This window comes from Streptomyces sp. NPDC060002, from assembly GCF_042737245.1.
Classification (GTDB): domain Bacteria; phylum Actinomycetota; class Actinomycetes; order Streptomycetales; family Streptomycetaceae; genus Streptomyces.
Map to the genome: position 1 here is coordinate 82625 of NZ_JBHWUW010000025.1, position 22389 is coordinate 105013.

General features: G+C 72.5%; 21 protein-coding genes. 15 read left to right on the forward strand and 6 right to left on the reverse strand.

Annotated elements, in window-relative coordinates; translation table 11 throughout:
• Positions 1–3: 3 nt before the first annotated feature.
• From ACFWBD_RS22535 to ACFWBD_RS22580, 10 genes are all read left to right on the forward strand, one after another.
• Positions 4–1212: a DegT/DnrJ/EryC1/StrS family aminotransferase gene (locus ACFWBD_RS22535; protein ID WP_385669442.1), complete on the forward strand. Its 1209-nt coding sequence runs from the start codon at positions 4–6 to the stop codon at positions 1210–1212.
• The gene (locus ACFWBD_RS22540) at positions 1212–2282 is read left to right on the forward strand and encodes a Gfo/Idh/MocA family protein (RefSeq protein WP_385669445.1); all 1071 of its coding nucleotides are present in this window, start codon (positions 1212–1214) and stop codon (positions 2280–2282) included. The genes ACFWBD_RS22535 and ACFWBD_RS22540 overlap by 1 nt, the downstream gene beginning before the upstream one ends.
• Positions 2279–3499 (forward strand): DegT/DnrJ/EryC1/StrS family aminotransferase, encoded by a 1221-nt coding sequence (locus tag ACFWBD_RS22545; protein ID WP_385669448.1) that lies wholly within the window; start codon positions 2279–2281, stop codon positions 3497–3499. The genes ACFWBD_RS22540 and ACFWBD_RS22545 overlap by 4 nt, the downstream gene beginning before the upstream one ends.
• The gene (locus ACFWBD_RS22550; RefSeq protein ID WP_385669451.1) at positions 3492–4151 is read left to right on the forward strand and encodes an HAD-IA family hydrolase; all 660 of its coding nucleotides are present in this window, start codon (positions 3492–3494) and stop codon (positions 4149–4151) included. The genes ACFWBD_RS22545 and ACFWBD_RS22550 overlap by 8 nt, the downstream gene beginning before the upstream one ends.
• Positions 4148–4621, forward strand: coding sequence for a type II 3-dehydroquinate dehydratase (locus ACFWBD_RS22555; protein WP_385669454.1), 474 nt, complete (start codon positions 4148–4150; stop codon positions 4619–4621). Before ACFWBD_RS22550 ends, ACFWBD_RS22555 begins: the two co-directional genes overlap by 4 nt.
• Positions 4618–6765, forward strand: a complete 2148-nt coding sequence (locus ACFWBD_RS22560) for an AMP-binding protein (RefSeq protein WP_385669457.1) — start codon at positions 4618–4620, stop codon at positions 6763–6765. Before ACFWBD_RS22555 ends, ACFWBD_RS22560 begins: the two co-directional genes overlap by 4 nt.
• A complete protein-coding gene (locus ACFWBD_RS22565) occupies positions 6762–7727 on the forward strand; it encodes an ROK family protein (RefSeq protein WP_385669460.1) in 966 nt (321 codons plus the stop codon). Before ACFWBD_RS22560 ends, ACFWBD_RS22565 begins: the two co-directional genes overlap by 4 nt.
• The gene (locus ACFWBD_RS22570; protein WP_385669463.1) at positions 7724–8596 is read left to right on the forward strand and encodes a glycosyltransferase family 2 protein; all 873 of its coding nucleotides are present in this window, start codon (positions 7724–7726) and stop codon (positions 8594–8596) included. Before ACFWBD_RS22565 ends, ACFWBD_RS22570 begins: the two co-directional genes overlap by 4 nt.
• Positions 8593–9996, forward strand: a complete 1404-nt coding sequence (locus tag ACFWBD_RS22575) for a condensation domain-containing protein (protein ID WP_385669465.1) — start codon at positions 8593–8595, stop codon at positions 9994–9996. The genes ACFWBD_RS22570 and ACFWBD_RS22575 overlap by 4 nt, the downstream gene beginning before the upstream one ends.
• A 326-nt stretch (positions 9997–10322) precedes the next feature.
• The gene (locus ACFWBD_RS22580) at positions 10323–11633 is read left to right on the forward strand and encodes a condensation domain-containing protein (protein ID WP_385669468.1); all 1311 of its coding nucleotides are present in this window, start codon (positions 10323–10325) and stop codon (positions 11631–11633) included.
• A gap of 35 nt (positions 11634–11668) precedes the next feature.
• On the opposite strand, the gene ACFWBD_RS22585 is transcribed toward ACFWBD_RS22580, so the two are convergent.
• On the reverse strand, positions 11669–11974 hold the full coding sequence (locus ACFWBD_RS22585; protein WP_385669471.1) for a phosphopantetheine-binding protein: 306 nt from the start codon (positions 11972–11974) through the stop codon (positions 11669–11671).
• A 135-nt stretch (positions 11975–12109) separates the two neighbouring features.
• Between ACFWBD_RS22585 and ACFWBD_RS22590 the strand changes: the two genes are divergently transcribed.
• Positions 12110–13516, forward strand: coding sequence for a condensation domain-containing protein (locus ACFWBD_RS22590; RefSeq protein WP_385669474.1), 1407 nt, complete (start codon positions 12110–12112; stop codon positions 13514–13516).
• A gap of 6 nt (positions 13517–13522) precedes the next feature.
• On the opposite strand, the gene ACFWBD_RS22595 is transcribed toward ACFWBD_RS22590, so the two are convergent.
• Complete coding sequence (locus tag ACFWBD_RS22595; protein ID WP_385669477.1) at positions 13523–15313, reverse strand: condensation domain-containing protein; 1791 nt, start codon at positions 15311–15313, stop codon at positions 13523–13525.
• Between the two features lie 274 nt (positions 15314–15587).
• Between ACFWBD_RS22595 and ACFWBD_RS22600 the strand changes: the two genes are divergently transcribed.
• Positions 15588–16880 carry an MFS transporter gene (locus ACFWBD_RS22600; protein WP_385669480.1) on the forward strand — a complete coding sequence of 431 codons (1293 nt, stop codon included), beginning with the start codon at positions 15588–15590 and terminating at the stop codon, positions 16878–16880.
• Between the two features lie 132 nt (positions 16881–17012).
• A complete protein-coding gene (locus ACFWBD_RS22605; RefSeq protein ID WP_385669483.1) occupies positions 17013–17405 on the forward strand; it encodes a hypothetical protein in 393 nt (130 codons plus the stop codon).
• Between the two features lie 146 nt (positions 17406–17551).
• On the opposite strand, the gene ACFWBD_RS22610 is transcribed toward ACFWBD_RS22605, so the two are convergent.
• Together ACFWBD_RS22610 and ACFWBD_RS22615 are read right to left on the reverse strand one after the other, a co-directional pair.
• The gene (locus tag ACFWBD_RS22610) at positions 17552–17920 is read right to left on the reverse strand and encodes an ArsR/SmtB family transcription factor (RefSeq protein WP_385669486.1); all 369 of its coding nucleotides are present in this window, start codon (positions 17918–17920) and stop codon (positions 17552–17554) included.
• Complete coding sequence (locus ACFWBD_RS22615) at positions 17917–18363, reverse strand: SRPBCC domain-containing protein (RefSeq protein ID WP_385669490.1); 447 nt, start codon at positions 18361–18363, stop codon at positions 17917–17919. Before ACFWBD_RS22615 ends, ACFWBD_RS22610 begins: the two co-directional genes overlap by 4 nt.
• 654 nt (positions 18364–19017) lie before the next feature.
• Here ACFWBD_RS22615 and ACFWBD_RS22620 point away from each other — a divergent pair.
• The gene (locus ACFWBD_RS22620; RefSeq protein WP_385669493.1) at positions 19018–20100 is read left to right on the forward strand and encodes a ScyD/ScyE family protein; all 1083 of its coding nucleotides are present in this window, start codon (positions 19018–19020) and stop codon (positions 20098–20100) included.
• Positions 20101–20718: 618 nt separating this feature from the next.
• On the opposite strand, the gene ACFWBD_RS22625 is transcribed toward ACFWBD_RS22620, so the two are convergent.
• Entirely contained in the window at positions 20719–21000 is a 282-nt protein-coding gene (locus ACFWBD_RS22625) for a hypothetical protein (RefSeq protein ID WP_385669496.1), read from the reverse strand.
• A 98-nt stretch (positions 21001–21098) separates the two neighbouring features.
• Positions 21099–21305, reverse strand: coding sequence for a hypothetical protein (locus tag ACFWBD_RS22630; RefSeq protein ID WP_142268318.1), 207 nt, complete (start codon positions 21303–21305; stop codon positions 21099–21101).
• 190 nt (positions 21306–21495) lie between these two features.
• On the opposite strand from ACFWBD_RS22630, the gene ACFWBD_RS22635 reads away from it, so the two are divergent.
• Entirely contained in the window at positions 21496–22263 is a 768-nt protein-coding gene (locus tag ACFWBD_RS22635) for a hypothetical protein (RefSeq protein ID WP_385669499.1), read from the forward strand.
• Positions 22264–22389 lie beyond the last annotated feature (126 nt).

Genomic DNA, 22389 nt, shown 5'->3' on the forward strand with positions numbered 1-22389 from the left:
ACTGTGGCTCTGGCACTCGACGGTGGGAATCCGGTCCGCCGCCACGACTTTCCGGCCTGGCCGTACCACGACGACACCGAACGCGCGGCGCTGATCCGCGCGGTCGACCAGGGCCAGTGGTGGCGAGTCGGCGGCTCCGAGATCACCTCGTTCGAGACGGAGTTCGGCGAGTACCACGGCGGCACGACGCTCGCCGTCACCAACGGCACCCACGCCCTGGAACTCGGCCTGGAACTGCTGGGCCTGAAGCCGGGCGACGAGGTGATCGTGCCCGCCTTCACGTTCATCTCCACCTCCATCGCGGTACAGCGCGCGGGCGGCGTCCCGGTCCCGGTCGACGTGGACCCCGTGACGTACTGCCTCGACCCGCAGACCCTGGAGGCGGTCCGCACCCCACGTACACGCGTCGTCATCCCCGTGCACATGGCCGGGCACGTCGCCGACATGGACGCCATCGGCGCCTGGGCCGCCCGGCACGACGTCGTCGTCTTCCAGGACGCCGCGCACGCGCACGGCGCCGTCTGGTCCGGCCGGCGCATCGGCGACTTCGGCACGCTCGCCGCGTTCAGCTTCCAGAACGGCAAGCTGATGACGGCGGGCGAGGGCGGCGCACTGCTCCTGCCGGCGCGGGAGTGGTTCGACGAGGCGTTCACCCGGCACAGCTGCGGCCGGCCCCTCGGCGACACGCACTACGAGCACCGCACCCCGTCCTCCAACTACCGCATGACGGAGTTCGCCGGCGCGGTCCTGCGCGCCCAGCTCGGGCGGCTCGCCGAGCAGAACGCGCGCCGCGAGAGCCGCTGGAAGACGCTGTCCGCGGCGCTGCGCGAGATACCCGGCGTGGTCCCACAGGGCCGCGACCCGCGCTGTGACCTCAACCCGCACTACATGGCCATGGCCGCCCTCGACCCCGCGACGCACGCCGGGACCGACCGCGACCTGGTGGTCAGGGCGCTGGTCGCCGAGGGCATCCCCGCCTTCGTCAACTACCCGCCGGTCTACCGCACCCAGGCCCACGAGGCGCTGCGCGGCAACGGACTGCCGGACACGGCCGAGCTCGCCGAGCGCAACCCGGTCAGCGAACACCTGGGCGCGCACGGCTTCTGGCTGCACCACCGGGTGCTGCTCGGCACGGACGCCGACTGCGCCGACGTCGCGGAGGCCGTGGCCAAGGTGCTGACCGAGCTGGCGGGGAAGAAGCGTTCGGCTTGATGAGGGTCGCCGTCGTCGGGCTGGGCTGGGTGGCCCGCGAGGTATGGCTGCCCCGGCTGGTCAAGCACCCGGACTTCGACGTCGTCGCCGTGGTGGAGCCCCGGCCCGAGGCCGTCGAGCGGGCCGCCGCCCTGGTGGGCGGGGCGAGGGTGTACGGCGGGTACCAGGAGCTCGGGCCCCTGGAGGCCGACCTCGTGTTCGTCCTCACCCCGAACCACACCCACGGCGCCCTCGCGGGGCACTTCCTGCGCCAGGGCCGCGCCGTCTTCCTGGAGAAGCCCACCGGCACCGACTTCGGCCACCTGCGGCTCCTCGAGGACGCGGCCCGCGACGGCGGGGGGCGGCTGCTGCTGTCCACCGCCGCCCGCCACCGCGCGGACGTGGGGGAGCTGGCGCGTCTCGTCGCCGACGGGGCGCTCGGCACGCCCCGCCACGCCGAGCTGAGCTGGGTCCGCTCCCGGGGCATTCCCGGCAGCGACTGGTTCGCCCGCCGGGAGACGGCCGGCGGCGGAGTCCTGGTCGACCTGGGCTGGCACGTCATCGACGTCCTGCACCACCTGTGGGGCGCCTCGGGCGTGCGCCACGCGACCGCCCTCGCCTCCAGCGACTTCCTCACCCGCGCGGGCTGGGGCGCGGACTGGCACGCCGGCACGGCCGGCCTCCAGAACGCCGACGTGGAGGACCAGCTCACCGCCCTGGTGGCCACCGAGCGATACGCCATGCACCTGCGCTTCGCCTGGGCGTCGCACGAGGCGGTGGACCGCACCCGGCTGGTGCTGCACGGCACCGCGGGCACCGCCGAGCTGACCACCACGTTCGGCTTCAGCCCCCGGCGCGTGAGCGAACCGACGCTCACGCTCCGCCAGGAGGGCGCAGAGCGCCGAGTGCCGCTGCCCCCGGCCGGCGTCGGCGACGAATACGACCAGCAACTCGACGCGCTGGCCACCGAACTGGCCCGGCCCGATGCCACGGACCGGGCCCTGCGCGAGGCCCGCGAGGCCCTGGCCGTCGTCGAGGCCTGTTACCGCGCCACGTCCGCCCGCTGGACAGCACCGGAGACGAATTCATGACTGCATCCCCGTCCGAGCCCACGGCGCTGCGCTACGAGCCGCTGCGCGGCCTGGCCCTGTGGGGCCAGGAGGAGAAGGCCGCCGCACTGGACGTGCTGGAGAGCCGCTCCCTCTTCCGCTACTACGGTCCCGCGCTCCAGCGCCGCGTCGAGCGGTTCGAGGAGCGGTTCGCCGCCCTGCACCAGGCACCCCACGCGGTCGGCGTGTCCTCCGGCACCGCCGCCCTGACCTGTGCCCTGATCGGCCTGGGGATACCCGAGGGCGGCGAGGTCATCGTGCCGTCAGCCACCTTCATCGGCTGCGTCAACGCCGTCGTGGCCGCGCGTGGCGTCCCCGTCTTCGCCGACATCGACGAGTCGCTCACCCTCGACCCCACGGCGTGGGAAAAGCTCGTCACCGAGCGGACCTTCGCGGTCATGCCCGTCCACCTCAACAACGCAGCCGCCGACATGGACCCCATCCTGGCCGTCGCCCGTGAGCACGGCATCCGGGTCCTGGAGGACGCGGCCCAGGCGTGCGGTGTCAGCTACCGGGGGCGCCCGGTGGGTTCGATCGGCGACGCGGGGGCCTTCAGCTTCCAGCTGGAGAAGAACATCACCGCCGGCGAGGGCGGCGCCGTCGTCACGACGGACCCCGACGTCCACGACCGCGTGGTCCGCTACCAGGACCAGGGCGGGCAGTTCACCACCTCGCGCAGCGGCGAGCGAGGCGGTGCCGCCGGCGAGGCCTTCCTCGGCGCCAACCTGCGGATGACCGAGATCGCCGGCGCCCTGCTGTCCGTACAGCTGGAACGGCTCACGCCGATGCTGCGACGGCTGCGCGACATCGCCCGTACCGTCCGCGCGGACCTCGCCGACCTGGAGCTCGAGTGGCGGCGGCTGCCGGACGAGGAGGGCAGCGGCGGCGATCTCACGGTCCTGCTGGACAACCGCATGGCCGCCCGCCGGTTCGTCACCGTGCTCACCGCGGCCGGCATCCCCGCGGCCACGCTCTACTCGGGCCGCCTGGTCCAGCAGAACCCCGCCGTCCGCGGCGGCCGCACCCCCTGGGGCGTCGCCTGGGACGCCACCGCGCGCCTGCGCGCCAGCGAGGCCGTCCTGGGCCGGTCCGTCACCGTCGGACTCGGCGCGACCATGACGGACGAGGACGTCGCCCATCTGGTGGCGAGCCTGCGGACGGCGTCCGAGGCCGTCCGCGAGGGAGCCAACGGTGAGTGACCTCTGGCCGCGGGCCGTCGTCCTGGACCTGGACGGCGTTCTCATCGACAGCATCCACGTGATGCGCAGGGCGTTCCAGCGGGCGTACGACCTCACGGGCGGCGACGGCGAGGCACCCTTCGAGGAGTACCTGACCCACCTCGGGCGGCACATGCCCGACACCTTGGCGATCATGGGCCTGCCCGCCGGGATGTACGAGCCGTTCGTCGTCGAGAGCCGCAAGCTGGTCCACGAGATCGAGCCGTGCCCCGGCGCCGCGGAACTGCTCGCCGGACTGCGCGAGGCCGGCGTTCCGACCGCCGTCGCCACCGGCAAGACCCATGGCCGTGCGGTGGAGGCACTGGCGGCAACCGGCCTGCTGGACCTGGTGGACGCGGTCTGCGGCAGCGACGAGGTGGCGCACGGCAAACCGGCTCCCGACATCGTCCTGCTCGCCCTGGAGAAGATCGGAGCCACCGCCGAGGGCGCCGTCATGGTCGGTGACTCCGCGCTGGACCTGCGGGCCGGCCGCGCGGCCGGCACCCGTACGGCCGCCGGCCTCTGGGGCCAGGGCGACCGGGAGGAACTGCTCGCCCACCGGCCCGAGCTGGTGGCCGGCTCGTGCGCCGAACTGGCCGCTCTGCTGCACCGCCGTGAAGGGACCCCCGCGTGACCATCGCCTCGACCTCCCGTGACCTGCTGCTGCTCAACGGCCCCAACCTGGGCACGCTCGGCACGCGCGAACCCGGGATCTACGGCACCACCACCCTCGCCGAGGTGGAGGAGTCGGTGGCCGAGCTGCTGGCCCACGCCGGGTACGGGCTGCGCAGCGAACAGCACGACGGAGAAGGCGAGTTGATCCGTGCCCTGCACAAACACCGGGACACCGCCGCCGCGATCGTCAATCCCGGCGCGCTGATGATCGCCGGCTGGAGCCTGCGCGACGCCCTCGCCGACTACCCGGCGCCCTGGGCCGAGGTGCACATCTCCAACGTCTGGGCCCGCGAGTCCTTCCGGCACAACTCCGTCGTCTCGCCGCTCGCCGTGGGCGTCATCGCGGGCTTCGGCACACACGGGTACGAACTCGCCGCGCAGGCCCTGGTGCGGCGGCTGGAGACGGCGGCGCAGGGTACGGCGAAGTGACCGCCGCGGACCTGTGGGAGGCGTTCTCCCGGGCGGACCTGAACCCGGACGCGCTCGCGCTCGGCGACCTGACCCGCGGGGCGGCCGTCGTACGGGTGACCGAGCTGGCCGAAAGGCTGCGCGCACAGGGTGTACGGCCCGCGGAGGCGGTCGGACTCCAGGGGCCCAACCAGCCGGAATGGGTGCTGGGCCTGCTCGCGCTGACGGCGGCGGGCGCCTGCCCCCTGCTGCTGCCCGCGGACTCGCCACCGGCGGAGACCCGCAGGCTGCTGAGGGCCGCCGGGGCCCGCCGGACGCTGGTGGCGGACCCCGGCGAGGCGGACCGGGCGGTGCTGCGGGCCGAGCCCGGCGGCGCGGACGAGGGGCTCTTCGGTGACGGGATCACCGCAGCCGAAGCGGACTCCGGAGCGGCCGCCCACGCCCCGGGCACGGTACTGCTGGTCTCCTCCGGGTCGACCGGGACGCCCAAGCTCGTGGCACGGTCGCCGCGTTCCGTGCTCGACGAGGGCGTGCGCTACCACCAGGCCGGTCTGGCGCGGCCCGACGACTGCGTACTGCTGCCGCTGCCGCTGAGCCACGCCTACGCGCTCGGCTGGCTGGCCGGCGCGCTGGTGGCCGGTGCGCACGTGGACCCGGTGCCGCCGCGTGCCGTCGGCGCCGTGCACAGCCGGCTGCGCGAGCGGGCGACGGTCCTGGTCACCGTGCCCGGCCTGGCCCGTGTCCTGGCGCGCCGCCGGGCGCTGGTCGAGGACGCGCCGTTCCCCGCGCTGCGCCGGGTGATGGCCGGGGCCGGATACGTGGACGCCGAGCTGGACGCGCTGTGGACCCGCACACTCGGTGTGGGCGTCTCCCGCAACTTCGGCTCCAGTGAGACGGGCTCCGTGCTGTGGGGAGACCCGGGACTGCCCTCGGGAGCCGTCGGTCGTCCGATGCCCGGCGTCCGGGTCGACCTGCTGCACCCCGACGGCACGCCTCTGCCCGGCCGGGACGCGGCCCAGGGAGAACTCGCCGTCGTCCTGGAGGACGGCTCGGTCCACCGTCTGCACGACCTCGCCGATCGCGACGAGCACGGCGTTCACCGCATCCTGGGCAGAGCCCGGCTCGGAGTGGTCCGCCGGGGGGCCCGCTGGGTCTCCACGATGGAGGTGGAGTCGGCGCTCAGGGCGGCCCCCGGTGTCGCCGACGTCTCGGTCACTGCGACGGGCCCGGACGACTCGGACGACCAGGGTCTCACCGTCGAGTACGTGCCCGCCGACGCCGAACTGGCCTCCCCCTCACGGGTGCAGGCGTACGCCCGCGCCGAACTGGCCGCGTACAAGGTGCCCGACAGCTTCCAGCCGCGCTACCGGCTGCGCCGCTCCGCCGTCGGCAAGGCACAGGCGGCCCCCGTGTACCGCCTCGCGCGCGCCGCCCGCCCCGGCACCACGGCCGAGCAGGTCCTGGCGGCGGCCCTCACCGAACTCGGCCTTCCCCCGCGCCTGGCCGACGGGCGTACCGCCGCCGACCTGGCAGGGACGGCGGGGCTGCGCGCGGACATGCTGTCGCCCGTGCTGGACACCGCCTGTGCGCTGGGGCTGCTGGTCACGGACACCGCCTCGGCGGGTGCGCCGTACGCCTGGGCGTATTCCCCGGACGTGGCGTCGGCCGGCCGGGCACTGGCGGCCCGGGTGCGCGGCGAAGCGGCGGGCGACCGACCGACGCCGCCGGCCGCGCCGTCCGGACCCCCGGCGCCGGAGAAGGCCCTGCGCGCGAGCGTCGAGGGGCTGCTCGCCGAGGCCGCCGCCGACGGTGCGCTCCTGGAGATCGGCGACGGCGGTGCCCCACCGGCGGCCGACGCCGAGTACGGCGGCTGTGTGGTCCTCGGCGGTGTCCACGGCCCGGCCGCCCAACTCGGCTCACTCGCCGCACTGCTGAGACCGAAGGGACTGCTCGTGGTGGCCGACGCCTTCGTGCCCGACCCGCTCGTCCTCACCGACGACATGAGCCGTACGACGGTCGTCCGCTGGCTCGTCGACGGACACCTCCACTGGTGGACGACGCAGGAGCTGCGGGCAGGCCTGGAGGCCGTGGGACTGCGGGTGGAGGAGAGCCGCGACGCCGAGCAGGCGCCGTACGCGATCCTCGTCGCCCGGAAACCGTCGTGACCGGCACCCGCCCGCGCACGGACCCCGGCACGGCTGGCGGCATCCTCGCCGTGGACATCGGAGGCACCAAGCTCGCCCTGCGCGCGGTCGCCGCCGGTGCGGCCGTGTACGAGCGCACGGTCCTGTGGCCCGTCGGCGGTGACGCGGGAGGCGAGTCGGAGCTGCTGGAGGCGTCCGTCGCCGAGGCGGTCGACGCGCTGGGGGGAGTCCCCGCCCGGATCGGCGTGGCGGCGGCGCCCAATGTCGGTGCCGACGGGTCCGTGCTGAGCTGGCCCAGTCGGCCCGCCTGGGTGGGCCGTTCGCTGAGCGCCCCCTTCGCGGGCAGCGGCGCAGAGGTCCTGTTCGGCGACGACGCGACGCTCGCCGGGCTGGCGGAGGCCCGCTCCACGGGCAGTCGGGACCTGGTCTACCTGGGCATCGGCACGGGCGTCGGCGGCGGACTGGTCAGCGGTGGCCGCCTGCTGACCGGCGCCTGGGGCACGGCGGGCGAACTGGGCCACCTGGTGGTCGATCCGGGAGGCCCGCGTTGCCGTTGCGGCACGCGCGGCTGCCTCCAGGCCGTGCTCTCGGCCGAGGCGCTGGCCGCTCACGCAGCTGCGGCACGTGGGCTTCCCACGACGACGGCCGAGTTGGTGGCGGGCGTGGACCGCGCCGAACCCTGGGCGGAGCGCACTCTCGACCACGCCGCCGACTCGATCGCCCGCGCGCTGCGGGTCCTCGTGGAGCTCGTCCAGCCCGCGCACGTACGCATCGGAGGCGGACTCGGAGCCGTGCTCGCGCCCCTGCCCCGCAGGGTTGCGCGACGCCTGTCCGCGACGGCCCGCCCGGGCCGGCCCCTCCCCGAGGTCGGTCCGGCCGTCCATGGTCCGCACTCCTCCCTCGCCGGCGCCGCCCTGCTCGCCGCGCACGGCACGAGCCTGCTCGGCGGTGCGGACCTGTTCCACGCGGGGAGTCCGACATGACCCGGCCGACGGTCAGCGTGGTCATCCCCACCCGCGACAAGGCGGACAGCCTGCGGCTCGTCCTGGCCTGCCTGGCCCGTCAGGTGTGCCCGGAGCCCCACGAGATCGTGGTCGTCGACGACGGCTGCACCGACGGCACCGCCGACGTCGTGGCGGCCGCCGCCGCACGGCTGCCCCTGCACACCGTGCCGGGACCGCGGGCGGGCCGCGCCGCCGCACGCAACGCCGGGGCGGCCGCGGCCCGCGGCGGCCTGCTGATCTTCCTGGACGACGACATCCTGCTCCCGCCGCAGGCCCTGGCAGCCCACCTCGGCGAGCACACCGGCCGGGCACCCGCCTGCGTCCACGGACCGGTCCGTGAACTTCCGTCCGCGCGGCGTCTGTTGGCCACGGAGCCGGACGAACTCCTGCCCGATCCCCATGAGGCGGCGACGAGCGGCCGGTTCGGACGCACGGTGGTGAACGCCCTGGAAACCCTGGTGGCCGGCATGGCCACGGGCGAACTGGATCCGGTGGCACCATGGTTGACCTGCATCGGAGCCAACACCTCCATGCCGTACGGGCAGTGGGAGCGAGCCGGCGGCTACGACGAGACGTTCGGTACGACATGGGGGTGCGAGGACCTCGAACTCGGCTTGCGCCTGTGGTCGTCGGGGGCCGGGATGCGCCTGGCTCCCGCCGCGCCGGGCGTGCACCTCACCCACGAGCGTGCCGACCGCTGGGAACAGCACACGGTGAACCTCACCCGGTTCACCGCGAAGCACCCCGTGCCCGCCGTACGCGCCCTGCCGGAGCTGCTCGGCCCCTCGGGAAGCAGCCGGCGGTACGTCACGGCCGTACGCACCCTGGAGGAGAGCGCCCGCCCATGAGCCACCGAACCGAGACCCACCCTCCCTCGGCCGGCCTCGCCCCACTGCCCCTGCTCTCCCGCCAGGACTGGTGCTGGGAGTGGACCCGCAGTTACACCGGTGACTCCACGCCGATCGAGTCGTCCGAGACCCTGCTGTTCCGGGGGCCGCTCGACACGGGAGCACTGCGGGACACGCTGGCCGAGATCGGCACCCGCCACGAGGCACTGCGCCTGCACCTCGTGGCGGCGGCCGGGCCGGACCCGTCCGCGGCCTGGCCGGGACAGGGGCTGCGGCCCGAGCCGGGGCCGCTGGACACCGTAAGGGCGGCACCGCAGTCGCGTGCGGCGGAGGTGACGCGGGTCCTCTCACGGCCCCTCGACCTGACGGACCGTATGACGCGCACGACCCTGGTGCGCACGGCCGAGGAGGAGCACGTCCTCGTCGCGCAGTTCCACCACCTGATCTTCGACAGCACCTCTCACCGCCTCTTCCGGGATCTGCTCGCCCGCGGCTACCACGAGCGCGTCGCACCGGGCCACGGCGCCGCCAAGCGCCGCAGCGAGCCCGCGAGTTACACCGGGCTGATCAGCCGGGAGCACACACCCGAGGTGCGCTCCGCCGTGCACGGACGGGCAGCCGCCCTCGCCGGGGAACTGCGGGCGTACGGTGCGGCGGACCCGCTGGCGGGCGACGCCGGGGCGGTCGTCGCCGAGGCGGATTTCGGCTCCGTGCCGCTGACGCTGACGGCCGAGCGGACCCGGCTGTTGCTGCGGCGCTCGCGCGCCGAGCGCGTCACGCTGCACACCGTCCTGCTGGCGGCCCTCGGTCATGCCGTCGCCACGGCGTACGAGCGCGACCGCCTGGTGTGCTCCGTGTACACACACGGGCGGACCTCCGCGAGCGCCCGCGAGACGCTCGGCCTGTTCAGTACCGTGGTTCCGGTGCCGGTCGACACGGAGCACCGTTCCCTGTCGGAGTTCCTCAGGGCCGTCCACGGCAGCGTCCAGCGGGCCTCGGACTCCGCCGACGTGCCGTTCAGCGAGATCGCCTCCCGCGTCCTGGACCGCCCGCCGGGCGACGGGGCCTACTACCGCAGCGCGCTGGCCCACCTGGAACTGCGGCTGAGCGGGGTGACCGGCTGGCTGCCGGAGCAGCCGAACCCCCCGCTGGCGTTGCCGCCCGGGCTCGCCGTGACCCCGCAGGGCTTGTACCCCGACCACCCGTTCCCGGTCTTCGCCGGCCCCGAGCAGGCGCTGGCATGCGCCAGCACCCTCTTCGCCGACCTGGAGATGACGGACGGAGCCCTCACCGGCGCGCTGTGGTACGAGAACCACTATCACGACGCCACGGGGGCGGCACGGGTGAGCGAGATATTCCTGCAGTTCATAGAGCGATTGAGCGAGGGGAGCGTTCCGTGATGTGCCGTCAGAAAGCGATGCCGTACGGGGCATTGCCGAAACCTGGCGGATATCGGGAACCGACACGGCCCTGTGGCAAGCCTTATTGACGGGAGATCACTTGGCCTGAAAGCATTCCCCTGCCACCGACCGGTGGTAGAGGAACCCTCCTATAAAGATGGGAAGTTGACATGATCAAGGTCAACTCTGTAAGCCTCGCCCTCATCAATCTCGAGCAGCTCCGCCGTCAGGCCGCTGCCGAGGCCAAGTAAGACCATCGACAAGTGCCGTACGGTGAGTCACGACTTCCCGTACGGCACTCGTCGCACCCTTCGGGCAGGGAGCGCATGGACGGGGCAAGTGGAAGTGCGTACGCCAGGGAATTGAGCCGTCAGCAGCAACGGCTCTGGGAAGTGGAATGCGTCGTTCGAGGAAGCGCGTTGCTGCACACCGGCATTGCGCTGCGCCTCGACGGAATGCTCGACGAGAAAAGGCTTTCCCACGCCGTCACGGCAGTATTTCGGCGCCATGAACTACTCGACACGGGCTTCCACGCGGACGGCGAGACGCTGACCCTCGGCCCGGCCACGCACCAGGAGCCGCGCGTCCTGCACCGGCCGGACCTGCGTGCCGACCAGGCCGGCCACCTCACCGAGGTGCGTCGAGCGGCGGCCGCGGCCCATGCGGAGATCTTCCCCCTCGCCGGCGAGCCCTTGGCGCGAGCCCACCTGACCCTTCTCGGTGACGGCAGCGGCGTCCTGCTCCTCACCTTCCACCGACTCGTGATGGACCTGTTCTCCCTGCACCAAGTGGTGACGGACCTTCAGGAGGCCTACCGGCGCGGGCCGGACGAGCCGCTCGCCCCGGCGGACCGGTACTCCGCACTCCTGGCGGCGCGCGAGCACCGCAGGTCCGCCGACTGGGAGTTCTGGCGCACGGAGCTGTCCGGCTTCCCCACGCCGTGGATCGGCGAGCGGCGGCCGGAGCCGGGCTGGCTGCCCGACGGCGCCGAACTGCGCGTTCCCCTCGACCCCGCCCTGTCCGGCCTCCTCCAGGCGAACGCCCGCGCCGCGCGCTGCACGCCCACGGTGTACGTCACCGCCGCGGCGGCCCGCCGGGTGCTGGAGCGCTCCGGGGCCGCCGACCTGGTCCTCGGCACCATGTCCGCGAACCGGATGAACTCCGACGCGGTGGGCCCGCTCGCCCAGGCGGTCCTCGTCCGCGTCGGCCCCTCGGCCCCGCACGGTGACCAAGGGGTGCTCGCCCAGGTGCGGCGCGGGCTGCGCGAGGGAATGGCCCACCAGGGAGTGGAGTTCGAGGAGATCGTCGATCTGCTCACGGACGGGATGGGCGTCGCGCGCGACGACCTGGCCCCGCTGAGCGTGAGCGTGACCGCGGACTCCTGGCAGAGTTCCGTGGCGGGGCTCGCCTTCACCCTCTTCGACCTGGACGACGATCAGGGCGAAGGGGAGGACGAGGGAGGGGACGAGGGCGCCGCCGGGCCGGTGGTCCGCCCGTCCCAGCTCGACGTGGAGCTCAACCTGTGCGGAACACAGCCGCGGTTGGTCCTCACCTACGACCGCCGGTGCTTCGGCGCGGAGTGGTGCGCACGGTTCGCGGCCGGCCTGCTGACCGACCTGGCGGCCGGTCGCGGCTGATCCGACGTCGGCCCGGCCGGGCCGACGTCGCCCGGTCAGGCCGATCCGCCACGTGTGCGCTCGATCGACTCCAGCCCCAGCCGTCGTACGTCCCCGAAGCGCGCCTCGTCGAGAAGCGCGCTCATCAGTGTGACGTCCAAGTCCTCGACGTCCGGCGCGAACTCGGCGGCCTGCGAGGCGATCCGGGCCGCGTCGATCGAGGTGCCTCCGGCTTCGTAGAAGTCCGTGTCCTCCTCCGGGAGGGAGCCGAGCACGCCGTGCCATGCCTGCGTGAGGGCCGCCGCGAGACCGTCGAGTCCCTGCGGACCCTGCCGCGCTGCCGAGGTGTCCACATCCGCCATGGCAGGAACATAACGCACCCCGCTCACCCCCATCCGGAGTTTTACAGTTGTGTGGCATGACCGCTCTGACGAGGAGCTATGCCCTGTGCCGGGGGTAGCGTCGACAGTGTTCGGGCGTCTTCTCCAAGGCAGGTCATGACGGCGACATCCCAAGAGTCAGATCAAGGACTTCCCCTCTCCTCGCGTCAGGAGTGGTGCTGGGAGTGGGAGAGGTGTTACGACGAGCTCTATCCCAAGGCCGTCTCCCTCGACTGTTCGACCACCCTCCGCATGCGAGGTCCCCTGGACGTCGGCGCGTTACGCGACGCGCTCGCCGAAGTCGCACTGCGGCATGACGCGTTGCGGCTCCGACTGGTCGACACCGGGGCGCCGATCGAGCAGGTGGTCCGACCGCGGCAGGCCCTGCGGCCTGAGCCGTTCCCCCTGGAGACCATGGACCTGGGCGACGCACTGCGCCGACAGGAACTGCACGAGATCCTCACCGACCTGACCACCCGGCCCTTCGAGGTCACCGACTGGCTGTCCCGGGCCACCCTGCTGCGGCTGGCCGACGACGACCACGTCCTGCTGACCAGCTTCCACCACCTGGTCTTCGACGAGCCGAGCCATCAAATCCATCTGCGCGACCTCGCCGACTTCTACAACCGCCGGGTGGCCGCCTCCGTCGCCGACAGCGGCCGACCGCCCTTGTCCTACGTGGACTTCGTCCGTGCCGAGAACACCCCTGAAGCCCGCCTCGACACCGCGTCCCGCCTGGCGGGATGGGCGGACCGGCTGCGCGCCCACGGCTCCGGGGACCTCCTGACCGGCCGCGCCACCGGGTTCCTCCCGCTCCAGCACCAGTACGACAGCATTCCCCTGGACCTGTCGGCCGAAGAGTCCCGGCGGCTGCTGCGCGCGGCCCGTGGCGAGCGAGTCTCCCTGTACGCGCTGCTCGCGGCGGCGCTGGCCCGGACACTGGGCGGCTTCTACGGCCGCGAGCGGCTGATCCTCTCCACGCCCTCGCACGGCCGCGTCCGCCCCGAGACCCGCTCCGCCCTGGGCCTGTTCTCCAACATGATCCAGGTACCGGTGGACCTCGGGCAGACCTCGCCGAGCGGACTGTTCCGGCAGGTCGACGGCGTCCTCAGGGACGCCTCGGCGGTCGTCGACCTGCCGTTCGGCCGGCTCGCCGAGACCGTCCTGGGCCGTCAGGGCGACGCGGCCTTCTACCGCCACGCCCTGGCGCACGCGGAGTTGCGCCTGTACGGGGTGACCGGCTGGATCGTCGACCGACGGCAACACGAGTTACCCATGCACGCACTGCGCACCGGCCTCGCCCCCTACCACCAGGATTTCTCCCGGCTCAAGTACGCGACACCGCAGTCCTCCCTGGCCGCCGCGGCCACTCTCTCGGTCGGTCTGACCATGGAAGCGGGCCGGCTGACCGGCGCACTGCGCTACGAGACGACGTATCACGGACGCCGAACGGCCGAGGCGCTGGCCAACGGCTTCCGGGGACGTCTGACGGACCTGGCGCGGGTCGGAGCCCGAAGGCCGTGAATCCCGTCAGGTCCGGGTCGCGTCCGGGGCGTGCGGGGTGGGGGACTCCCGGCCCGGCCCCTCCGAGAGGACCTCGTACCGGCGCCACTCCTCCACTGTGGCGGGCGCGTCGGGGCCTGCCGCGCAGACGACGTACCGGTGCGGGGTCATGACGAATCTGTGCCCGGGCAGGGCGGCCAGCAGCAGCCGGTGCACCTCCGGTGGAGACGGTGGCTTCTGTGGCTTCTGTGGCTGCCGGGGTACGAGGTATGCCGTCAGACTGGGGCGGCCGGTGGGGCCCGTTTCGATGAAGACCTGGGCGGTGCGGGGGGACAGGATCTGCGTGAGCAGGGCCTGTACCTCGGCCGGATCGACCCAGCAGCCGTCCACGAGCACCAGGTCCTCACGTCGGCGTAGCCCGGCGAGTGCCTCGGCGCCCCGGACGAGGTCCTTCGGGCGGGGCGCGTCACGGGCGGCGGCCCTCAGGAGGACTTCCTCCAGACAGGAGAGGAAGCCGGTGAGCCGGTCGCGGGAGAAGAGCGCCGTGTCCGCGGAGAGCGTCACCTCGAAACATCCCGACACGCGCCACACGTCGACGTAGAACTTGCCGGGCTCCCACTCGTCGAAGCCACCGTCGTCGTCGAAGGCCGTGAGCCGCGTCGCCTCCGTCTCCAGGGCGGTCAGGGCCTTCCCGTCCCCCTGACCGCCGTATCCGTGGATGTTGAGGAAGCACTCCAGGTCGAGGTCGACGCCTCGGGCGGACGCCACCGACTCGGTGAGCAGGTCGAGCCGGCGCGGGTCGCGCTCGCCGACGCGGTAGGCCCGCAGGGACGCCTGCCACGCCGCGTGCGCGATGTCCCGGAACGGGAGATCCGCGACCGTGAGGGCCACCGGGATGATCTGGAAGAAGGTACCGACCGAGTTGCGGCTCTCCGCGGATGTCCGGTTGGCGCAGAAGAGCCGGAACGTGGCGTCCTCCAGCCCGCTGAGCGCGCTGACCAGCACCGCGAGGGCGCCGGTCAGCACAGCGTTGACGGTCGTGCCGTGGCGCGCGGCCGCCTCCGCCAGCGCCCGCGCCGCCGCGGGGGAGCGCATCGTGATCTTCGGGAATCGGGGGGATTCGGGAGTCCGCAGGGGAAGGGGGAAACGGTCGTTGGGGAAGCGCGAGAGCTGGGCCGTCCAGAACGCCTCGGCCCGAACCGCGCTCCGGCCGCCGGCCCGGCGCTGCGCCGCGGCGTGCTCCCTCGGTTGCAGCAGCGGGCGGGGAGGCCCGGCCGACAGGGCGTCACGTTCCTCGGGGGCCGCGGACAGAAGCTCCCTGAGGTCACCGGCGATCACCTTGACGCCCCAGCCGTCGGTCGCCACATGGGAGAGACACAACGCCACACCGGACACGACGCCCGAGACGGTGACCACCGCGACGCGCAGGGGCCACTCGAACACCGTGAAGGGGAGGCGCCTGAGCTCCTCCAGGACCACCCCGGTCGCCTCGTGGGTGGCGCAGTGGTGGACCCGGACAGGGACCCTCCCGCTCGCGCAGACGAACTGCCGGTAGCTGCCGTCCTCCCATACGTTGAGCCGCGTCCGGAGAGACTCGTGGCGCTCGATCACCACCCGGAGAGCCTCACGGACGTCGTCGAGCGTCGTCCTCGTGCCCGCCTCGCACTCGATCAGCACGTCGAGGTTCATGTGCTCCGTGTACGGGGCGGAGTTCTCCATCCACCGGCACACCTGATCCTGACCCCAGGTGAGATCGGCGACGCCCGAGGTGGCGGTGCTGAACTCGACGAGGACCAGATCGGTTTCGTGGCGTTCCATCGGTCGGCCGGCTCCTCGGTCATTCGGGTCGTACGGGACAGCTGCACGGGTGCGGTCGCCTCGCGCCAACTGCCGTACCGAGGACGGCTGGAAGACAGTGGTGTGAAGATTCCCGAGGACTGGTGATCACCCGATCGGACTCACATATTCTGTCCGGCGTCGCGTTCGGATACACAGGGCGTTGCGTGGCACGGTCGCGCCGGGCAGGCCGAGGAAGGAGCGGACGGGTGAGTCACGCACGCGGTCCGGAAACGGACCCGACGGGGGACATGCGATGACCAACGGTCTGGCGGCTCGACTACCTCTGGACCTACTGCGCGAGCGGAACCTGCGCCGGCTGTTCTGCGCGCAGGCCGCCTCGGTGCTGGGCAGCAGCATGATGCCCATCGCCCTGTCCTTCGCCGTGTTGGAGCACGGCGGCGGGGCGAGCGGGGTCGGCCTGGTGCTGGGCGCGCAGACCGCGCCCCTTATCGTCTTCCTGCTGGCGGGCGGCGTGCTGGCGGACCGGTGGGGCCGCCGCGTCACCATGATCGGGAGCGATCTCGTCCGCGCGGCCATCGAAATCGCCGTCGTGGTCATCCTGTTGACCGTCGGCATGCCGCTGGGCGGCTTCGTCGCCTTCGCCGCGGCGCTCTCCGTGGCAGCCGCCTTCTTCCACCCCGCCTTTCACGGGTTCGTCCCGGAGGTCGTCTCCGGCAAACGCCTCCAGGAGGCCAACGCCCTCGGCTCCACCTTCTATTCGATCGGCTCGCTGCTCGGGCCCGCCGTCGCCGGTGCGCTGGTGGCCTGGACCGAGCCGGCCTGGGTCATCGCCGTCGACGCGGCGACCTTCCTGGTCAGCGCGCTGTTCCTGGCCGGGGTGCGCACGTCGTCGTCCGCCACTGACTCCGCCCGCGAGGACGAGAGCTTTTTTCAGCAACTGCGGCACGGATGGCGCGAGTTCAGCTCACGCACCTGGCTGTGGTCCCTGCTCGCCTACACGTCGTCGGCGTCCACTTTCGTCCTGGGGCCCGTGATGGTGCTGGGCATCGCCTTCGTCGGCGGCAAGGAGAACGGTGCCGCCCAATGGGGCACGGTCATGGCCGCGCAGGGAGTCGGCTCACTCCTCGGCGGATTTGTGGGAATGCGGTTGCGCTTTCGCAGGCCGCTGCTGGCGTCCGTCTTCTGCACGTTCGGCCTGGGGGCCTTCGCCGGCCTCCTCGCCCTGCGCGCGCCCGTGTATGTCCTGGTCCTGGGCTCGCTGCTGTCCGGCGCGGGATTCGCGCTGCTGCACATCCTCTGGACGAGCAGCCTCCAGGCCGATGTGCCGTCCGACGCGATGTCCCGCGTCAGCGCGTACGACGGTGTGGCGACCGTGCTCTCCATGACCGTGGGCTACTGGTGGGCGGCCCCGACCGCGGACCGGGTGGGGGCCACGCCGTTGCTGTGGTTCGGCGTGGTGTGGACCGTGGCGAGCGCCGCAGTGATGGTCACGCTGCCGCAGATCCGCCGGTCCGCGCCGGGTGCGGAGAAGGACGGGGACGGCGGGGTCGCCCCGGAGGCGCGGGAGCCCTCCACGACGCACTGAGCTGCGTCACGGGTGATCGGGGGCGACAGGGCGCTCGCTGCTGCCTCGGGGGAGCCGGCCGCCGTCGCCCTCCCGGGTGACCGGCATCGCTCTGCCCTGCATCCCCGATGTTCTCGAAGAGCGGGCTGCCACTTGGGCCTCCTTCCGATCCTGTTGCGGCCGGCGGCCGAGCTCTCCGACACGGTGACCGCCGTACACGCCGCCGTGGCGACGGCGCTCTCCCACCGGCAGATCTCCCTCGGCGAGCTGGCCTCCGTCCTGCCGAAGGGCTCGGCCCTGACCACGACCTTCGGACTCGACGACGCGGAGACACGCGAGGTCGACTTCGGGGGCACCCGCGCCACGACCCGCTACATCCACGCGCGCACTCTCCAGTTCCCCCTCGCCCTCACCCCGTGGACGAGCCCGCTGGGGACCGCGGGCCTGGACGCGGTCTTCGACGACGGCCGCTACCTGGCGCACACCGTCGACGCCCTGCTCAGGGAATGGACCCGTCTCCTGCGCGACTCCGCACAGCCCCTCTGACCTGCGTGTCCTACCGGCCCTGCACTCGCGTCAGGAGGGACCGCCGCTGACGCGGGACGGCAGGTCGCCCCCCTGCGGTCGCTCCATGCGCGGTACTCCTCGACGATCCAGACGCATTGCCGTGTGTGCACGGGTACGTGATCTCTTCAGTCGGGGCGTGCCGGACCCGGATCCCGTTCCGCTGCCTCGGCGACGCGTTTGATGTTCGCCAGCCGCCGGTCCCAGTCGGCCGCGAGCGAGGCCATCCACCGCGCCGTGGTGTCCAGTGCAGCGGGCCGCACCGCGTAGCGGACCTCGCGTCCGACCCGGCCGCCGGAAACCAGCCCGGCGGCGTCCAGGACGGCGAGGTGTTTCACCACGGCCTGCCGCGAGACGGGCAGTCGTTCGGCGAGTGTCGTGGCAGTGGCCTCACCGTGTGCGGCCAGCAGATCGAGGAGTTGGCGTCGCGTCGGGTCGGCCAGCGCACCGAGGACGCTGTCGACGACCTCGGCGGCTCCGGGGCGTTCTTCCGTCACGTGGCGGACTGTTCGGCACGCGTCTTGAGCGCGTCGAGTTCCAGGGGCCAGCCCGCGCTGTGGTCTTTCAGGTTCTGACGGCGCAGTTCCTCGGAACCGGCCAGCGCCGTGAACCCGCTCTCGACGACGCGCAGTCGCGTCTGGTCGCCCTCCTGGGTCAACGTGAACTCCACGAGGGTGCTGTTGTCCTCGCGCAGTTCCTCGCCGGGGAACGCGCTGGTCCAGCGATACGACAGGTAGGTCGGCGGCTCGACCTTCTCCACACGCACCGGGAAGTCGCCGTGCTCCGCGTTCTTCGCCACCATCGACTCGCCCTCCCTGGCCACGGTGCCGGGCAGGCTCGCCTTGTCGGCCACCCAGAACCCGGGTTGGGCCACCAGCGACCAGACCCGCTCCAGGGGTGCCGCGATCAGGGTTTCGCGTTCGATCCGGTCCTCGCTCATGAGGGACTCCTTCATCGTCACCGTCGGATGCAACTCAAGGGTTGCACGTCGACCCGCAAGGTGCAACTCGAGGGTTGCGCCTCGGGGTGTCGTATTCGGCCGGTCGGTGCGCCGGCCGCCGCCGAGGCCCGTCGCCGCCATGGAGGTCCCCGGGGCCCGCCGGCACGCATACGTACCCGGCCCGTCCGGTCGCGGACCGCGACGGGCAGGCCGTCGAGACGCTGTCCATGACCACTGGACAACTGCTGGTGTCCGGGCGGAATTCGCCAGGTCCATGAATTCACCGGTCCGCGCCGGGAAATCGGGCTTGAGGATTGCTAGATAATTACTTTCCGAGGTGGTCCGCGGAATCCTCTCGTCCGGACTGCGCTCTCACCTGCGCATTATTCCGGAGAGTCGCCGATTCCCTACCCCGTCACTGGTAGGAGGCCACGTCAGTTGCAGTACCGGACGCCACGTCGAGCCCTGATCCGGTTAATCGGAGGCCGCTTTCCGGGTCGGGGCGGATAGGGCTGTGTGTGTCTATGGTGACGCCGGTTGGATTCGCTCCTGATGGCGGGGCGTGCCGGGTTGAGGAGAGTTATGTCAAAAGCAAGCAGGTCTTGGGCGGGGGCTTTTGTGGCGGCGGCGGTCGTGGGGAGTCTCACGGCGACCGTGATCCCGAGCCAGGCCGCGCCCCGGGCCGCGTCCGCCGTGCACACGTCCACGGTCGTCCCGACCCCCGCGGTCGTGGCGAGCGCTCTGCACAATCCGCGTGCGGTGCGTATCCAGTCCGACGGCTCGATTCTGGTCACGGAGGCGGGCAGCGGCCCGGCGGTGCCGTGCACGGTGCCGGGTTCGCAGTGCCTGGGCCTCAGCGGCTCGATCTACCGGATCAAGGGCTCCGCCCAGGGCCGTGTCGTCACCGGTCTGCCCTCCGTGCAGATCGTGCGCGCCGACGGCTCCAGCGTGATCGGCGGAGCCATCGAGGCTGAGTCCGTTCCGGGCGGCACCTACCGGGTGGTCAGCGGCTTGAGCGGCACCCCCACCACCCGCACGGCGCTGGGTTCGGGCAGCGGGGCGCTGGGGACGCTGAGCATCGCCAAGGGCCAGGTGCTGGGTGATCTGGCCGCGCACGAGGTCGCGCACGACCCGGACTCCGCCCTGGGCAACAACGAGGTGTTCTCCAACCCGTGGAACTTCGCCCGGGACGGCGGTGACTTCCTGGTGACCGACGCGGGCGCCAACGACCTGGTCCGCGTCCACTCCGACGGGGCGACCAGCACCGAGGCCGTCTTCCCGAACAACGTGCTGCCGGCCGCTGCCTCGGGCGGCGCGGCGGTGGCTCCGGCGGGTCAGGCGGAGGCGGTGCCGACCGGTATCGTGCGTGGCTGGGACGGTGCGTTCTACATCGCGGACATGTCCGGGATCCGTACGGGTCTCAGCCGTATCTGGCGTTACGTGCCCGGCGGTCAGCCGACCGTCTTCGCGTCCGGCCTGACGGGTCTCATCGACCTCGCCGTGGCCCCGGGCGGTGACCTCGTCGCCCTGTCCTACACCGGTGGTGCGACGTCGAGCGGGCTGCTGCCGGGCGCGCTGATCCGGATCGACAAGAAGACGGGCGCGGCCACCACGATCGACACCGGCGGCAGCCTGAACACGCCCACGGGCGTGGCGGTCAGCACGAAGGGCGACATCTACGTCACCAGCAACACCCAGGGCAGCGGCGGCGAACTGCTGAAGTTCTCCGCCTCGTAGACCCGCTTCGTCAGCCCCGTTCCTGCCCCCGGGAGGGTGTCCGCTGCCGTGACCGCGGGCGTCCGGCCGGGGTTCGCGGCAGCGGCGTGCACCGCGGCCGGCTGTGGCCCGGTGCGCGCCGCTTGCCGTGTATCGGTGCGTGGTCCACGCCGCCTGCGCCTGGGCGCACGAGGCCCTGGCAGGCCCTCGACCGGCCCCGCGAGAGGGTCCGGCCCGGGTCCGATACGGGGCAGCCCCTCGGACCCTGCGTGCGGTGCGCGCAGGGAACGGACCCTCACGACGGGCCTTGGTGGGGCATCGTGAACATGGGGGAGCGGACCGGCTCGGGGCGGTGCACACCCCGCGCGCGGCCCGAGACTCGCACCGGCCTCGGCCAACGTCTCCTGGTGCGCGACCTGAGCGGCTCGCTGCGCGGAAGAGGCCCGGTGCGCGAAGTCCCAGGGACGGTAGTCGAAACAGGAGTCCTCGTCGGTGCCTTCTTGATCCACGCACGGCAGCAGAGATAGCGCTTACTGCCCGGGCGATCTCCCTCAGCCGCACGCACAGGGGCGATTCCCGGCCGGGGGGTGAAGCCCAAGCTCACCGGTTCCGTCCTGCGGGCGGTTCACGGCTGCGGTGTCACTCCGTGCGCCAGGACTCCAGACGCTGCGCGACGGCGCGCAGATCGGCTTCCTGCGCGCGGACCGCTCGGGCGAGCTCGTACAGTTCGTCGTCCTTGGCCCGGAGGGGCTGACCGGAGACGTGCATGTACTGGCTGGCGCAGGCCCAGCCGATCACCAGGTTGTAGTCGGTGAAGGGGCGCAGCAGCAGCGCGGTGTGCAGGAAGGTCGCGGCCCGGGAGCCCGTCTCCTCGTAGTAGAGGACGCCGCGCTCCCGCTCGAACTTGTGCCGCTCGGCCATGATCGCCAGAGTGCCCCAGTCCGCGATGGGCACGTTGAGCGGGGAGATCGCGGACTGGATCTGCAGGACCCAGCCGACGTCGACGCGGATGATCGGGCTCAGCGCTGTCCCTCGGGGAAGCGGGCCGCGACGCCGGGCAGGATCCGGGCGGCTTCGGCGACCGCGCCCTCGACGAAGGAGATCCGGTCGGCTTCCTCCACCGTCACATCGTGCACGTGCTGCTTCAGACTCCGGCCCGTCAGAGCGGCCCGCTCGCGCAGCCGTGCCATCTCTTCTTCGCTGAATTCCACATTGAGTGCGGGCATGAAAGCAAGGTACCTCGATCGGTACCGCGTGCGGTACCCGACCGCGGTGGGCCGGTCGTGAGCGGTGGGGTCGTGACAGGGACGCCGGCGGGCGCCGTCTCGACCAGGTCACTGAGTACGCCTACTCATGCCGGCCCGCGCCGGGGCGGGGACGATGGGCTGGGTGGAACGTACGAACAGGGGGCGGGGCATGGGCAGGTTCCTGGGGGCGGTGGCAGCCGTGGTCGCGGCGGCCGCGGCATTGGTGTTCGTCTACGTGGCGGGCGCGCCGCCCGCGGTGGTGCTCGCCGTCGGTGCGGGCGTGCTGAGCCTTCTGTGGCTGATGCTCCTTCTCACGCTGCCCTGGAACCTGTACTTCCGCGCGCACACGGTGCTCGCCGAGATCGCGGTGAGCCGTGAGAAGGGCATGGAGGTCTCCCCGGCGCGGGATGCCGAGGCCGCGCGGATCGCCCGCACGATGCTCAGGGCGGCGGTCGCCGGTCATGTCCTGACGGCGGCGGTCGTCCTCTCCGTGACCTGGGCGACGGGCGAGTTCACCGGCTACTGGTTCGCGGCGTTCTGCCTGCTCAGCACCTTCTTCCGGCCGGCCGGCGCATACTTCGGCCAGCTCCGGCGGCGCCTGGGCACACTTCTGAAGGACGTCACGTACCCGCGCGACGACGTCGTCGAGGTGCGGGCCCGGGTGGACCGCGCCGAGGCCGGGACGCGGGCCCTGGAGGAGAAGGCGGAGGAACAGTACAAGGCCCTCGCCGAACTGCGCCGCGCGGTGGACGCGCTGGCCATGAGCACGTATGAGCAGGCCGAGAAGGCGGACCGCAAGGTCGCCGCGCTGGGCCGGGAGTTCGAGTCCACGGTGAACCGCCTCACCGACAACCAGGACATCATCGCGGGCGTGAAGGCGTTCCTGCGCCTGCTGCGCACCACCGACGCGGCCGACGGCGCCCCGACCTCCGGGTGACCGGGGCCGCCCGGCTCGACGCGCGGCAGCGCCACCCGGCAGGGCCGTCGACGCCTGCCCCTCCGGTACGGCCCTCGGCCCCGGCGCCCTGGACATCGTCGGCGGCCTCCTCGCACGGGACACACT